We start from the raw sequence: 14,957 nt of genomic DNA on the forward strand, positions 1-14,957 counted from the left end.
TAGCTATGCTCACTCCCGCGTGATGGTCTCGTCCAGGTTCAGCATCACTCGTGCCACCGCCTGCCAGGCCTCCGGCTCGGCGGTGTTTGCTTGGCGTTCATCTGCGAGCAGCCGCATGAGAGCCTGGCGCTCACGCTCCAGGGGCGCGCGTGCGAGACACAGCAGGTAGGCTCTGTCGATGCGGGCCTCATCCGTTTTGGCCTCCTTGACCAGCCGTGCTGCCAGGGCTTGGGCAAACTCCACATAGGCGCTGTCATTCAGCAGGGTCAGGGCCTGCAGCGGAGTGTTGCTTCGGATGCGGCGTGTGCAGGTGCTGAAGCCGTCCGGCGCATCGAAGACGCTGAGCGCTGGAGGCGGAGTGGCGCGGAAAATAAAGGTGTACAGCCCCCGACGGTAGCGGTCACTGCCTTTGCTCAGAGGCCAGCCCCGTTTCACCTGCCCCAGGGACATGACCCCTTCGGGAATGGGCGGATAGACGGGAGCGCCACCCATCTTGGTCGAAAGCAGGCCGCTTGCCGCCAGGCAGACATCACGCACCACTTCAGCATCCAGCCGCAGCCGGTTCTGCCGCCAGAGCAGGTCGTTGTTCGGGTCGGTTTGTGCCGCTGTGCCACTGATCACAGAGCTTTGCTGGTAAGTGGCACTGGTCACGATCAGCGTGTGCAGGTGCTTGAGGCTCCAGCCATGCTCCATGAAATCGACCGCCAGCCAGTCAAGCAGCTCCGGATGGGTCGGCGGCCGGCCCATCGTCCCGAAATCATTCTCTGTCGCGACGAGGCCGCGTCCGAAATACTGCTGCCAGACCCGGTTCACAATGACGCGCGCCGTGAGCGGATTTTTGGGATCAATCAGCCAGTGTGCCAGGGCAAGCCGGTCAGCCTTGGCGCCTGCGGGCAGGGGAGGCAGCACCGAGGGCACGCCCGGCAGCACTTCGTCGGCTGGGCGTGTGAAATCACCTTTGATGAAGAGTGTCGTTTTGCGCGGCTGCGGCAGTTCCTTCATCACCAGCGTGGTCGTGCCGTTCTTGAAAATGTTTTCCAGCTCAAGGTGCCGGTCATACAGCGGATTAAAAACGCTGTCAGATGTGCCCGTCATCGCCTTGAAGAGAACGCGCTGATCGGCCGCACCGCGTTTCGCGGCGGGTTTTGCCAGGGACTTGAGGGCTTCCGCATCGACCAGCTTTTTGGACTGCTCTCCGAGCGTCTTTTCCCACTCCTGCAGCATGGCGGCACGCTCCTTGATGTGCGCATCGATCTGCTTGAGCACCCGGGCGTGCTCAGCTTTCAGCTTGTCCAGATCCTGCCCTGGGTCTGGGACGGGCAGCGTGGGCTCGTCCTGGTTGTTCAGAAAGGCAAACAGCTGGTAGTACTCACGCTGGCTGATCGGATCAAACTTGTGATCGTGGCACTGCGCACAGCCGATCGTCAGACCCAGCCACACCGTCCCCGTGGTGGCGACCCGGTCAAACACGCTCTCGATGCGAAACTGCTCCTTGTCGATCCCACCCTCCTGATTGATCTGCGTGTTACGGTGGAAGCCGGTGGCGATCAGCTGCTCGCGCGAAGGCTTGGGCAGCATGTCTCCGGCGAGCTGCTCCAGCGTGAACTGGTCAAAGGGCTTGTCTTCGTTCAGCGCATTGACCACATAGTCACGATACGGCCACATGCTGCGTGGAGCGTCGATGCTGTAGCCATTGCTGTCTCCATAGCGCGCCTGGTCAAGCCACCAGCGCCCCCAGCGTTCGCCATAGTGTTTGGAGCTGAGCAGCTTGGTGACCAGCTCCCGGATGCCCGCCGCAGGCTTCGTGAGAAAGTCGGCCACTTCAGCAGGTGTTGGAGGCAGTCCGGTGAGGTCCAGATGAAGACGGCGCATGAGCGTCGCAGGTGCGGCAGGTGGCGAAGGCTCAAGGCCCGCCTTGGCAAGGCTGGCACGTATGAAGGCATCAATGGGATGCCGCGTCTCACCGGCTGGCAGCGCCGCTTTCACAGGCGCGATGAACGCCCAGTGTCGGTCGTCGCTGGGCTTTTCCCCCGCGGGTGCCTGCGCACCTTCTTCCACCCATTGCTTGATCAGTGAGATCTGCGCGGAGTCGAGCGGTCCCCGCTTGTAGGGCATCTGTGGAATTTCGCCATGCTTGCCAGACACCACTTGCACGAGCAGATCCGGCAGTGCTGGGCCGTGCTTGCCGCCTGTGCGCACGGCGTCTGCCGTGTCGAGCTTGAGCTGGGATTTCTGAGTGGTGGCCCCGTGGCACTTCACGCAGTGCTGTTGCAGCAGCGGTTTGATCTGCGTGGCATAGTCCACCGCAGCCTGGCTGGCGGCGGTGAAAGACAGGAGTGTGATGGAGATGCTGCGGAGCATTCGGTTGATGATCAGTCTGAAGATACGTGGGTGACAACGAGGCTCCTTCCGTGTTCTGGCGTATGCGGGCACAAAAAAGCCGCACTCGCGCGGGGCGGGTGCGGCGTCCTGTTTCACAGGCTGGTCAGCCAGACGTTCTCACGCGTCTTTCTTCCTCTTGACTGCGGCGGCCATCTCTTCCTTGCTGATGGAGCCATTGGCATCCTTGTCCAGGCGGCCGAACATTTCTCCGGCCTTGGTCGCGTCCTTCTTGCCCAGCGGACCCGCCATCCACTCGTCCTTGCTCACAGAGCCGTTGGCATCTTTGTCGAGCATCTTGAAGCGCTCTTCCATGCTTGCCTTGGGCTTGCCTTTGTCTCCTTCAGGCTTCTTGGGCGCATCGCCATCAGCGGCGAAGGACGTCACGGCGGAAAGCGTCAGGATGGTGAAAAACGAGGTGATAACTTTCATGTGGATTGAGCTTGGGTTGTTGGGGTATGGGTGCCGGAGCAGGGGATCCCAGCCCGGCATCTGGCGTGTTAAACAATCCGTTTCCCGATCTGTTTCGATAATTTCAAAACAGTTTTTCACCTCCCTGCCGCGCCTGTCTGGCGCAGGCAAAAAAAACGCCGCACTCGCGCGGGGCGGGTGCGGCGTTTTGATTTTTCAGGTCAGATCAGACAGCGGATCAGGCAGCCTTCTTTTTCTTGGGAGCCGCGGTGAACTCTTCCTTCGAAAGGAAGCCGTCCTTGTCCTTGTCTTTGTTGCCAAAGGCAGCCTCGGACTTCGCTGCGTCCTTGGAGCCTTTGAGGAATTCTTCCTTGCTGACCTTGCCGTCTTTGTCGGCATCCTTTTTGGCAAACATTTCTTCCGGGGTCATCTTTGGCTTCTTGGGGGCATCAGCTCCAAAGGAGGTGACTGCGGAAAGAGCCAGGATGGCGAGGAGTGAAGTGATAACTTTCATGTGGATCTGTATAGGTTTGTGGATTTGTCAGCGCGGTATTCTGGTCGGCCCAGTCAGCGCGTGGCGTGTTAAACGAAGAGGCTCCCATTCCATTTCAAAAAATTTGCGAGAATTTTTCTAAGCGCAATTTTCCGTAAACAGCACAGCTTACAGCAGCCGTGCCGCCGCCTCTGCCAGCGCGCTCCGCTCACCTTTCACCAGCGGGACATGTGCCGCGAAACTCTGGCCCCTCATTCGCTGACGGGTGTACACCAGCCCGTTGCTGCGGCTGTCCACATACGGATTGTCGATCTGTGCGGGGTCTCCGACGAGTACCAGTTTGGAGCCACGAGACATCCGCGTCACAATCGTTTTGGCCTCCAGCGGCGTCAGCTGCTGTGCCTCATCGAGCACAAAAAAGCGGTCGGGTATGCTGCGTCCGCGGATGTAGCACAGCGCCTCCACCTCGATGACCCCCTGCTGAATCAGCGGATCATAGGGCGCTGCTGGCGCGGCGATCTGCTGCTGCGGCTCGGGCATGAAACGGTTCTTTTTGCGTGCCGGGCCTTGCTGCGTGCCCTCCACCGGCCTCATCAGGAGATCCAGCGCGTCATACACGGGCTGCAGCCAGGGGCGCATCTTTTCCTGCAGGGATCCCGGCAGGAAGCCGACCGTCTGGCCCATCGCCACTATCGGGCGGCTCACCGTGACTCCGTGGTAGGTGCGGTTAAACACCTGCTGCAGGGCCGCCGCGACGGCCAGCAGTGTCTTGCCCGTGCCTGCCTGCCCGTAGCAGGTGACCAGGCTGATTTCAGGATCCAGCAGCGCGTCCAAAAAGCATGCCTGCCCCAGATTCATCGGCTTGATGGCGCGTCCCTGTCCGACCTTGATCGACTCCGGTGTGTGCACCAGGCGGACAAACTCGCCATTCGTGCTGAGCTTTGCTGGCATGGTGGCCTTGTCCCCGGCTGTGAGCAGGGCGTAATCATTGATGACCATCCCCACGGTGCGGGTTTCGGGCACGGCAAGACGGCCGCTGCTCGCAAAGCGTTGCAGCTCATGCTGGCTCACCTCGACGCGCGCGATGTCAAAATTGGCAACCTCACGCGGCTCCACTTTGTCGTGAAGGTAATCTTCGCATTCGATGCCCACGGCACGCGCTTTCAGCTGCATGTTGAGATCTTTGCTGACGAGGATGACCGGCGGCGACACCTGCTCGCTCAGCCAGAGAGTGCAGGCAAGGATGCGGTGGTCCGCTTTGTCGAGGTCGTGGAATATGCGCTCAAAACTCTGCACGCTGGCATGCCTGCGCGCCTCTTCCGGGTCATACACCGCCACTCGGATGCTGCCACCGCCGTCGGTCGGCACGCCGCTGGTCACCGAGGCTCCCTTGGTGGCAAAAATTTTCATTAGCGCTCGGTGCACTTCCCGGGCGTTGGAGCCGCGCTCCGTCATCTCGTTTTTAAACCGGTCCAGTTCGCTCAGCACATCGACTGGAATGCAGATATGATGTTCTGCAAAGCGGTGGATGCAGGCTGGGTCATGCAGCAGTACGTTGGTGTCGAGGACGAAGGTTTTGGTGGCGGTGGCAGGGCCGGTCCGTCGGCGGCGCGAAGAGGAAGGAGAGGCGGAATTCACAGAAACAGGGCCAGAATCGGAGGCACGGGTGGAGATTGCAGAAGCGGTTACCGATGCTGGGTGGTCGTCACGGTCCATGATGGTTTAGTGGGTGTGTGGGTTGCCTGCGTTGAAAGAGGCGGGGTCAGCTTCTCTTTGGCACCGGGTAGCGCCAAGCTTACCGAACCCGAAATGTGATTTTTTGTATGAATCACGGTAATTGCCGAAGAGTGTCAGAGCGTCGAGTTACTGGCAAGAACTTATTCACAATGACAGAGTTTATTCACAATTGACAGCACAATTGAACACTCAATCCGCACCCCTGCTCACCTTCCGCAGGGCAGCCTCATGATTGTGCCACCAGCGGCACTTCAATGTACTCCAAGGCCCACTCACGCATATATCGTGCCCGATTTGGAACGAAGCGATAAATGATCAGTTCAGGATTGTCGATGCTCCCGAGATACGCCCGCAGCAAAGGGTTCGAATTCCAGATCTCCTCCAGCAGCGCACGCTCGGTCACGATCTCGGCGGTCGCGGTAATGCGCACCTGATTGTCCTGATCATCCTTGTAGCACAGTTCCGCCTTGGGGTTGCTTTCCAGTTCATGCGTCTTGCCGTAGCGGCGCAGGTTCGCCACATAGACGGTGAAGCCGTCCGTGCGCACGGGTGAGACGGGGCGCAGCCGCGGCTGGTCTCCATCCACCGTGGCCAGCATGGGAAATTTTGCGGCTCGCATTGTTGCTTGGGCGAGTTGTGGCAGTTCGGCGGGATCAACGGGCTGGGGTTGCGGGCGTGACATGGTGTGTGATCATAAACAACGTGGTCACACTGTCCAATTTGCGGGCATCTTTGCAGTATCCAAGATGTCTCCGCCTGCTAGTCTGGCTGCCATTCTCTTCATGAAGAATCTCCCCACTGCTTTTCAGCGCAATGTGCTATGGACTGCCATCACGGCGCTTTCGATCACCGTCATTGGCTGGCTGGCTGTCAAATTGATCGATCTTGCCACGCAGGTGATGTCATTTCTGCAGCCCATCCTGGTGCCCTTCGCTGTCGCTGGCGTGCTTGCTTACCTGCTTGAGCCCGGCGTGGAGTGGCTGGAGCGCCGGGGCTTGAGCCGTCATCGCTCCGTCCTGCTGGCCTTTGCGCTTTTCACCGTCGCCATCGGCGGTCTCGGCTGGTGGATCATTGTGAAGCTGGATGATCCCGCCCATCACTTGGCAGACCGTGTTCCAGTCTATTACTCCAAGGTGCAGAAGGCCGTGATCGATTTCTCCACGAGGATCGAAAAGGACTATGACATCAGGCTGCTGCCGCGCACTGAGGCCGTTGCCGCACCTGCGGCTGTCGAGTCCGGGGCGCCCGTGACGGTTGCCGCAGATAAAGCGGCTGCCGTCGCTGACACAGACTTCCAGGCTCTGCTCAGGGGAGACTGGGTGAAAACAAATCTGCCCAAGCTCCCCGGCATCGTTTGGAGTTTCCTCACCAAGAGCGTGGGTGGCTTCCTTGGGGTGTTCGGTTTCATGCTCTCCTTCATCATTGTGCCGCTCTACCTCTATTACTTTCTGATTGAGAGTGCCAAAATCCAGGAGAGCTGGTCGGATTACCTGCCGCTTCGCGCCTCGGCCTTCAAAGATGAAGTGGTGCACTGCCTGAACGAGATCAACAGCTACCTGGTGGCCTTCTTTCGGGGGCAGCTCTTTGTCAGTGTCATCAATGGCATCGCCACCGGCATAGGGCTCGTCATCGTAGGGTTGGACTTCGGCTTGCTCATCGGGCTGGCTCTTTGTCTCGCAGGCATCATCCCTTATCTTGGCATCGCGCTTTGTTGGATTCCCGCCGTCATCATTGCTTCAGTGCAGGGTGGCAGTGCCCTTGTTTCGGCGGATCCGTGGTGGATCATGCCGCTGGTCGTCACGGGCGTTTTTGCCCTGGTGCAGCAGATAGATGCCCTCTTTATCACGCCTCGCATCGTGGGTGAGGCTGTGGGCCTCCATCCCATGACGGTCATTGCTTCGGTGCTTGTCTGGGGGCTTCTGCTGGGCGGTCTGCTGGGGGCCATCCTGGCGGTGCCGCTCACGGCCTCGGTCAAAGTTCTGTTTCAGCGTTACGTGTGGCGGGCTCGCATCGCGCCGCAGACCATCGGCGGCTCTCGGCAGGAAAGGGCGGCGGGTGCCTGAAGCGCCTCCAGGGTCTCTAAGCCACATCCGCTGCTGCGAGATGTAGCCGTTTCCTTTTGCTGCTCTGCCACTCATTCGGCGCAAAGCCCCGGCGCGTCGGCTGTTGGTTGTCACGGCTGGGAAACCACAGGCATGGCGTGATTCTCGCATGCCAGGAGTTTGCTGCTACTCAAGCCTGAGCCTGGCTGGCACGCGTGGCTTGGTGCCGGCTCCGAGGATTCGCTCAAGCTCCATCTGTAGCTTGGCCATTGGTCGCTGGATGGGGCAGCGATTCAAAAAATCAATTCACGCTTCTGCGTGAGTTTCTGCGGCCGACTCCGCGGCCTCTGCATCTTCTTCACGGGCAGATCCCACCTTCAGGGAAATCTTGATCCCATGCTTGGCCGCTGCGGTGTTGAGCAGTGACCGGATCGCGCTGATCGTCATGCCATTCTTGCCGATCACATGACGCACATCTTCTTGGGCAAGCTGTACGCGATAAGCCACGGCACCGTTCACATTGGTGCCAATGGCAATGGTCGCTTGCTGTGGGTGGTCGATCAGATTCGCCACCACATAGGAAAGGAACTCGCGGAGGGCTTCCGGCGCGTCCATGACACGTTACGCCGAGGCGGTGGCGTGCTTGATGAGGCTCTTGACGGTGTCGGAAGGCTTGGCGCCCTGGGAGATCCAGGCATTCACGCGGTCCAGCTTCACGATGGCCTTCTTCACTCCCTGCTGAGGGTCGTAGGTGCCGAGGATTTCGAGGAAACGACCTTCCTTGGGAAAGCGTTGGTCAGCCGCGACAATACGGAAGACGGGACGGCCTTTTTGGCCTTCTTGACGGAGACGGATGACAACTGCCATGGTACGGGTTCGGGTAGGGAATCAGGTTTAGGGGACGGTCAAAGTGGAGACTCTTTGGAGGAAATCAAACGGTTTTTGCCCGGCTTTCAGGGTTCGTCCTCATGCCAGCACCTGCCGGATCACATGGCCGTGCACGTCCGTCAGCCTCCGTTCGATGCCGTTGTTGTAGTAGCTCAGGCGTTCGTGATCAATGCCCAGCAGGTGCAAAATTGTGGCGTGCAGGTCGTAGATGGTGCTCACATTTTCGGCCGCCTTGTAGCCAAATTCGTCTGTTGCCCCGTAGCTGAAGCCCTTTTTCACCCCGGCCCCGGCCAGCCAGACGGTGAAGCCCTTGGGATTGTGGTCGCGGCCGTTCGCCCCCTTCTGGAAGGTGGGCATGCGGCCAAATTCGGTTACAAAGGCCACCAGAGTATCCTGCAGCAGCCCACGCGCTTTCAGGTCCTTCAGCAATCCGGCCACCGGTTGGTCCAGGATGGGGCCGTGCACCGAGTACTGTTTCTCGATCGTCTTATGACCGTCCCAGTTGCCCACTCCTTCGCCCATGGCGTAGGAACCATTGAAGAGTTGAACAAACCTCACGCCGCGCTCGATCAGCCGCCGCGCCAGCAGGCAGTTTTTGGCAAATCCGGCCTTCGTCTCGTTGCTGTCGTTCACGCCGTAGAGGTCCAGCGTGGCCTTGCTTTCCCCGGTCAGGTTTCCCACCTCAGACGCCGCGATCTGCATCCGCGCCGCGAGTTCATAGGAGGAGATTCGTGCCGCCAGATCACTGTCCGCCGGATGCTCCTGCGCCTGCCGCTTGTTCAGCAGATTCACAAAAGTGCGCGTGTCACGGTCGGCGGCCTCGCTCACGCTCGTGGGGCGGATCAAATTCGGGATCGGCTTGCTGGCATTGAAGGCGGTGCCTTGGAACGCCGCGGGCAGAAATGCCGAATTCCAATGCCGCGGCCCGATCTGCGGCACACCGCGTGGATCAGGAATCGCCACAAAGGCCGGCATGTCATCGCACTCTGAGCCCAGCGCATACGTCACCCACGAGCCCATGCCCGGAAAGCCATCCAAAATATAGCCCGTGCTCATCTGGTTTTCCGCCGGGCCATGCGTGTTCGACTTGGCCGTCATCGAGTGGATGAAGCACATGTCATCCGCAAGTTCGGCAATGTTGGGCACCAGATCGCTGATCATCTTGCCGCTCTGCCCGCGTGGCTTGAACTCCCAGATCGGCTTCACCAAGTTTCCCTGAGCCCCTTGAAAAGTGATCAAGTCCGCCGCGCCCGGCAGCGGCATGCCATGACGCTTCACCAGTTCCGGCTTGTAATCAAACGTGTCCACATGGCTCATCGCTCCCGAGCAGAAAATGACGAGCACGTTCTTCGCGCGCGGCTCAAAATGAGGCGGGCGTGGCGCATATGGGTGTGCCGGATCAATGCGCGGGCGGATCGGGTCATTGGCCAGCAGGCCCTTCTGCGCCAGCAGAGATGTCAGCGCGATGCCGCCTAGGCCGCTGACGCTTTGACCCAGAAAGTTCCGACGTGAGAGAAGATGGCTTTTCATAAATCAGGGGATCAATACAGGGTCATGAACTCGCTGGTGTTGAGCAGCGCACGGCAGAACATCGCCAGCCCGTGCTCGGAGACCAGCTCCACGGCGGCCGTCAGTTCCTCCGCCTGCGGCTCGCGCTGGTAAGCCAGCGCAAAAGCGCGCTTTACCTGCGCATCCGCCTCTTTGCCCGCCTCCTTTTCCAGTCGTGCCGCCAGCAGTTCGCTCTGCTGCATGGCAAAGCTGCTGTTCAGGAAATTCAGCGCCTGCAGCGGCGTCGTGCTCGAAGTGCGTCGTGGTGCTATCTGCCCCGCATCCGGCACGTCAAATGCGCCAAAGGTGTCATCCAGCTGCACGCGCGGCTTGCTCTGGTACACCATGCGGCGGAAAGTGTCGGGGCCAAACTCCTGCTTCGACTGGTACACCTTCACGTAGTTGTCATTCGGCACGAAGAGATCAAAGCCCGGTCCGCCCATCGTCAGATCCAGCACACCGCTCACCATGAGAATCGTGTCACGCAGCGGCTCCGCCTCGATGCGCCGTGTGGGAAAGCGCCACAGCAGTCTCGCTGAGGAGTCCGCCTTCAGCCCCGCGTCGTTCGTGGCACTCGACTGCCGGTACGCCGCCGAGTTCATGATGAGCCGGTGCATCTCCTTCAGGCTCCAGCCATGCTGCATGAACTGCACCGCCAGCCAGTCGAGCAACTCCGGATGCGATGGCTTTCCACCGTTGTAACCCAGATCACTCGGCGTATCGACGATTCCTGCACCGAAATGATAATGCCAGATTCGGTTCACCATCACGCGTGCGGTCAGCGGATTCTGCGGATCGCTCAGCCACTTGGCCAAAGCCACGCGCCGCTCGGCTTCCGGTGTGTCCTTGGCCAGATCCAGCTTGGTGCCGAACTGTGTCAGCGCACCCGGCGCCACCTCTTCCTGCGGCGTCATCGGGTCGCCGCGTTGCAGTCGATAGGTAGGCCCAGGCTGCTCAAATTTGCCGAGATACGCCATGGGGAAATTCGTCAGCTCCTTCAGCCTGCGCTGCAAAACGGCCCGCTGCTCGCTGTGCTTTTTCACCGTGGCCGCATCTTCCGCCGAGACACCGCTCAGCGTGGGAATGTCGCGAATGCGGTCCCGATACTCCGCGCCCAGCCTGTCTGCCGAAGATGCCACCGCCTGCCATGTTTGGCCATCCAGGGAGGTCTCGATCACATACTCCGTGGGTAGGTGGTCCTGATACACCTTGCCCTTCTTGCTGTCACCGCGATCCCGGCTCCACACCACGCTGTTGATCCTCTCCTCACGCGGAAACTCGATCTGCAGCCAGCCTTTGCCTGAGTTCTTGGAGATCCAGCTCTTCGCATTGCCATATAGCCCGTCATTTGCATGCGCGATCTGGTGGATGGGATTCGCGCCATCGCTGAAAACATCCGAGGCCGTCACCTTCGCTCCATTGCGTGCCAGCGCCACATTGCGCGGCTTCGGGCTGGTGGAAAAGACTTCCAGTTCATCGATGCAGGGCTGTGCACCTGCCGTCGCACGGATGGTGAAGCGCACAAACTTTGCCTTCACCGCATCAAAACTTTCGTGATTGGCCAGATGCGTTACCGGTGCGCGCAGATGAGGCTGTGAGGCGGGTTGACTGCCATCCGCTTCCTCAAACAGCACCGCATCCGCCACCGTGGGACCGCCGAGCTTGCCACTGCGCAGAATGAGGATGGAGTCCTTCGTCAGCGCATGCGTCCCCGCATACTTGAAGCCGCTCCAGCGCTTCTGTCCGGGGATCGCTCCGCTACCATCGGCGAATTGACTCTGATCCACGCTGGCGATTTCCTTTTGGTCGTTCGTGGTATTCGCATCTCCATCCAGATCCAGAATGTAGCGCGCATTCTTCGCATGCGTGGTCCACGCCGCCCATGAGATCCACACACGCTGCTTTCCGGAAACACGCGGATTCCACGAGAAAAAATCCTGTGCCGCTGCATCCTTCTCTGCCTTCCAGTAGCGGTAGCTTTCGCCCAGATTCGGCAGCCGCGTGGAGTCACCGGGATCGTTCGCCTGGCCAAACTCCGTGCCCGGGGAGTATTCGATCGGCTTGCCGTTCGTCGGCTGCTCAATCTGCACACAGCCGACCGCATCCGGCTTCGTGGGCGGCGGCAGATCATCATCCACCAGCACACGCTGGGTCAGCTGCGCGCGTGGCTGGAAACGCGCCAGCGCCTCATCCAGCGCCGCGATCTCTTTCTTGAGGCCCTCAGCCTGTTTTAGGCGCTGCTCCGCATCTGCCGGCTTCAGCTCCCGCTCCGCATGTTGCACGCCTTCAAAGATGGCGCGCACGCGGTAATAGTCCGTCTGCAGAATAGGATCAAACTTGTGGTCATGGCAGCGGGCGCAGCCGATCGTCATGCCGAGGAAGGTGCTGCCCGTTGTGCTCACCAGATCATGCATTTCATCCGCACGCTGGTTGGCCCGCAGCACCGGGTCCTGCCCCTTCACCTGATCCCATGCGCCCGCCACCAGGAATCCCGTGGCAGCATCTGCGCCCAGCTGATCTCCGGCGATCTGTTCGCGCACAAACTGATCATAGGGCTTGTCGGCATTAAACGCCTGAATGACGTAATCGCGGTAGGGCCACGCATTCGGGCGCGCACGGTTCATTTCAAAGCCGTGGCTTTCCGCAAAGCGCACCACATCCAGCCAGTGCCGCGCCCAGCGCTCGCCATAGCGTGGCGATGCCAGCAGTCGATCAATCAGCCGTTGGGTGGCACCTGCTTGATCCTGCGTGAATTCCTTCTCAAAAGCCGCCGCTTCTTCCGGTGTGGGTGGCAGGCCGATGAGATCAAAGCTTGCGCGTCGGATGAAGGTGCGCGCATCTGCCGCCGGATTCATCGTCAGGTTCTTTTCCTTCAGCTTGGCGTTGATAAAGCCATCAATCGAACCATTCGCCGCAGGCTTCAGCGGCAGCAGCGACCAGTGCGTCACATCTCCCTTTGGCTTCTCCTTGAGCACGATCTCCGTGGGCCACGTCGCGCCCATGTCGATCCAGCGTTTGATCAGGTCCGTTTCAGCCGCTGAGAGCGCGGGTTTCTTCTTCGGCATCTCCGGTTTCTCGCCCGCAGCTTCCGGCACGATCATCGTGTAGAGGGATGATTCTGCCGCCTTGCCTGGCTCCAGGGCAGGACCGTCGTCGCCGCCTTTGAGCACATCCGCCAGCGTGCTCATGTTCAGCCCACCTTTGGTCGTCACGTCGTTGTGACACTCCACGCAGTTTTTTACCAAAACCGGTGCGATCTGCTCATGAAACAGCTTCGCGCTTTCAGATTCCACCGCCTGCGCGCTGCTGCCTGCGATCAACAAAAAGAGATAGGGAAGGGGCTTCATGCTCAGGCGGCTTTCTTGGATTTTTTCGGCAGGGCCAGATCGGCCTCGGCGGTGATCAGGTGTTCGCGCATCGCCTTCGCTGCTGCGGCTGGATCTCGTTTCTCGATGGCGTTGAGCACGGCTGCATGCTGTCGCACAGCATTGTCCGTGGAGGTGCGGCTGTAGCCGTGTGTGAGGCTGGCCTGGATCAGTTCGGAGAGCGAATGCAGCAGCAGCGTGGCGATCTGGTTTCCCGAAGCCGCCGCCAGCTCGCGATGAAACGCCATGTCCGCCTCCACCGCGGTGGAGAAATCCGTGGTCCCTTCCAGTTCTTTCAAAGCTGCACGCAGCTTGCGAATCTGTGCCGCCGTGGCGTTTTCCGCCGCCAGCCGTGCATTTTCCGGCTCCAGCATGAAACGCACCTGCACCAGCTGCCGCAGCCGCTCCGCCTCATCGGGAATCAGCAGTGCCAGCGAGCCGTTTAGCGGCTTGTGCAGCTTGTCCACCACCTTGGTGCCCACGCCATGCTTCACCTCCAGCAGCCCCTGCAGCTCCAGCCGCTTCGTCGCCTCACGCACTACCGGCCTGCTCACACCCAGCTTCAGCGCCAGATCTCGTTCCGGCGGCAGCCAGCCATCGCCAGCCCCTCCTCCGTCTCGGACTTCCGTAGCAATGCGTGCACACACCTCCTCCACGAGGCTGCGCTGAGGTTTGATGGATGAAAAAGTCATGTGGTTAGAGGTCTTACCACTGAATTCAACGATAGCTATTATCAGCTTCTTTCCACGATGCTTGCCTAATGCTTCTACTTGCCTAGGTAACTCCCAAATTCACTCGCCGTGCGCCGGTGTCTCAATTTTCTGGAGCTTGATGAGATTTATGCGAGGCCATGATGAATTGTCTGATGGATTCGCATTCAGCTTCTGAAGAAGCCTCATGAAGGCGTTGCTTATAAACGGCATCGACGATCGAGCGATAGTGTCCAGCGTGGCCATAAGCTGCCCAGCCACAGAACAAGGCGTCGGGGTCTCCTGTTAGATGTCTTCGCAGGAAGATTGTGGGATCGCGGCGGAGAAGATATGCACAGGCCACGGCAAAGGTTTCCGCATGCTCACCGTCAAGCCTGTAGGCATGAGAAGCCAGATCCTTCCAGCCTGCAGGTTCGTTTCTCTCGATGGCTGCGATGTCCGTCTCAAGTTTTCTTGCGAGTTTACCATCTGCAAAATGCCGTGGAGACAAGCCAGGCTTAAAGGCTCCAACGTGACAAGCTGCGAGGATAAGACTGCAGAGGCAAGAGCTTAAGGCACGCTTCATTCACATCCTCGCTATGCTGAGTTGTCAGATCGTCTGCGAGGAATACCCGCCATCCACCACCATTTCATGGCCGGTGATGAAGGAGCTGCCTGCACCTGCGAGGAGCAGGGCGGCGGCCACGAGTTCCTTGGCTTCGCCAAAGCGGTTCATCGGGGTGTGGCCCATGATCTTGGCCACGCGGTCCGGGGTCAGCACTTTCTTGTTCTGCTCGGCGGGGAAGAAGCCGGGGACGAGGGTGTTCACGCGGATGCCCAGCGGGGCCCACTCGCGGGCGAGGTTCTTGCTGAGGTTGTGCACCGCGCCCTTGGACATGGAGTAGGTGAACACACGGCTCAGCGGCAGCAGGCCGGACATGGAGCCGAGATTGATGATGGAGGCGGGGATCTTGTTCTCCACGAAGTATTTGCCGAACACCTGGCAGGCCAGGAAGACGCCCTTGGTGTTGATGTTCATGATCCGGTCATACTCCTCTTCAGGAATGTCGAGGAACGGCGTGGCAGAATTGACACCGGCGCCGTTGATAAGGATCTGGCAGCCGCCGGAGCGCTCCTGCACCTGGTCGAGCAAAATTTGCAAGTCGGCTTTGCGGCTAGCGTCGGCGGAGAGGAAGTAGGCGCGGCCACCTGCAGCCTGGATCGTCTCCAGACGCTTGTCCGCCTTGGACTGATCACGGCCAACGAGCACGACTTCCGCACCGGCGGAAGCGTAGCCTTCGGCGATGGCACCGCAGAGTTCGCCGGTGCCGCCGATCACGACAGCGGTTTTGCCTTGGAGAGAGAAGAGTTCGAAGATGGAAGACATGGTGGAGGGGCGCATCTA

Annotated in this window: 13 protein-coding genes; 1 reads left to right on the plus strand and 12 read right to left on the minus strand. The window is 59.9% G+C overall.

The annotated features are described in order from the left end of the window. Positions 1-9 precede the first annotated feature (9 nt). The 5 genes from ACFQDI_RS08125 to ACFQDI_RS08145 all read right to left on the minus strand — a co-directional run bounded on the left by ACFQDI_RS08125 (position 10) and on the right by ACFQDI_RS08145 (position 5,702). A complete protein-coding gene (locus ACFQDI_RS08125) occupies positions 10-2,361 on the minus strand; it encodes a PSD1 and planctomycete cytochrome C domain-containing protein (protein WP_377165283.1) in 2,352 nt (783 codons plus the stop codon). A gap of 138 nt (positions 2,362-2,499) precedes the next feature. After that, the gene (locus ACFQDI_RS08130; protein ID WP_377165285.1) at positions 2,500-2,811 is read right to left on the minus strand and encodes an EF-hand domain-containing protein; all 312 of its coding nucleotides are present in this window, start codon (positions 2,809-2,811) and stop codon (positions 2,500-2,502) included. A 217-nt stretch (positions 2,812-3,028) separates the two neighbouring features. Beyond that, a complete protein-coding gene (locus ACFQDI_RS08135; RefSeq protein ID WP_377165287.1) occupies positions 3,029-3,304 on the minus strand; it encodes an EF-hand domain-containing protein in 276 nt (91 codons plus the stop codon). A 147-nt stretch (positions 3,305-3,451) separates the two neighbouring features. Continuing rightward, positions 3,452-4,921: a PhoH family protein gene (locus ACFQDI_RS08140; protein ID WP_377165289.1), complete on the minus strand. Its 1,470-nt coding sequence runs from the start codon at positions 4,919-4,921 to the stop codon at positions 3,452-3,454. A 325-nt stretch (positions 4,922-5,246) separates the two neighbouring features. Then, positions 5,247-5,702 (minus strand): pyridoxamine 5'-phosphate oxidase family protein, encoded by a 456-nt coding sequence (locus tag ACFQDI_RS08145; protein ID WP_377165291.1) that lies wholly within the window; start codon positions 5,700-5,702, stop codon positions 5,247-5,249. Between the two features lie 100 nt (positions 5,703-5,802). Here ACFQDI_RS08145 and ACFQDI_RS08150 point away from each other — a divergent pair, with 100 nt between their 5' ends. After that, positions 5,803-7,083, plus strand: a complete 1,281-nt coding sequence (locus ACFQDI_RS08150; RefSeq protein ID WP_377165293.1) for an AI-2E family transporter — start codon at positions 5,803-5,805, stop codon at positions 7,081-7,083. 285 nt (positions 7,084-7,368) lie between these two features. Here the strand turns inward: ACFQDI_RS08150 and ACFQDI_RS08155 are convergent, their stop codons facing one another. The 7 genes from ACFQDI_RS08155 to ACFQDI_RS08185 form a co-directional block, all read right to left on the minus strand. Next, the gene (locus ACFQDI_RS08155) at positions 7,369-7,677 is read right to left on the minus strand and encodes a KH domain-containing protein (protein WP_377165295.1); all 309 of its coding nucleotides are present in this window, start codon (positions 7,675-7,677) and stop codon (positions 7,369-7,371) included. A gap of 6 nt (positions 7,678-7,683) precedes the next feature. After that, positions 7,684-7,929 (minus strand): 30S ribosomal protein S16, encoded by a 246-nt coding sequence (gene rpsP, locus ACFQDI_RS08160; RefSeq protein WP_377165297.1) that lies wholly within the window; start codon positions 7,927-7,929, stop codon positions 7,684-7,686. Between the two features lie 99 nt (positions 7,930-8,028). Beyond that, positions 8,029-9,480 (minus strand): DUF1501 domain-containing protein, encoded by a 1,452-nt coding sequence (locus tag ACFQDI_RS08165; RefSeq protein ID WP_377165299.1) that lies wholly within the window; start codon positions 9,478-9,480, stop codon positions 8,029-8,031. An 11-nt stretch (positions 9,481-9,491) separates the two neighbouring features. Continuing rightward, positions 9,492-12,845 carry a DUF1553 domain-containing protein gene (locus ACFQDI_RS08170; protein ID WP_377165301.1) on the minus strand — a complete coding sequence of 1,118 codons (3,354 nt, stop codon included), beginning with the start codon at positions 12,843-12,845 and terminating at the stop codon, positions 9,492-9,494. Between the two features lie 2 nt (positions 12,846-12,847). Next, positions 12,848-13,555 carry a FadR/GntR family transcriptional regulator gene (locus ACFQDI_RS08175; protein WP_377165303.1) on the minus strand — a complete coding sequence of 236 codons (708 nt, stop codon included), beginning with the start codon at positions 13,553-13,555 and terminating at the stop codon, positions 12,848-12,850. A 121-nt stretch (positions 13,556-13,676) separates the two neighbouring features. Next, the gene (locus ACFQDI_RS08180; RefSeq protein ID WP_377165305.1) at positions 13,677-14,063 is read right to left on the minus strand and encodes a hypothetical protein; all 387 of its coding nucleotides are present in this window, start codon (positions 14,061-14,063) and stop codon (positions 13,677-13,679) included. Between the two features lie 99 nt (positions 14,064-14,162). Continuing rightward, positions 14,163-14,939 (minus strand): SDR family oxidoreductase, encoded by a 777-nt coding sequence (locus tag ACFQDI_RS08185; protein WP_377165307.1) that lies wholly within the window; start codon positions 14,937-14,939, stop codon positions 14,163-14,165. Positions 14,940-14,957: the final 18 nt, after the last annotated feature.

The organism is Prosthecobacter fluviatilis (assembly GCF_042655725.1).
GTDB classification, from domain to species: Bacteria; Verrucomicrobiota; Verrucomicrobiia; order Verrucomicrobiales; family Verrucomicrobiaceae; genus Prosthecobacter; species Prosthecobacter fluviatilis.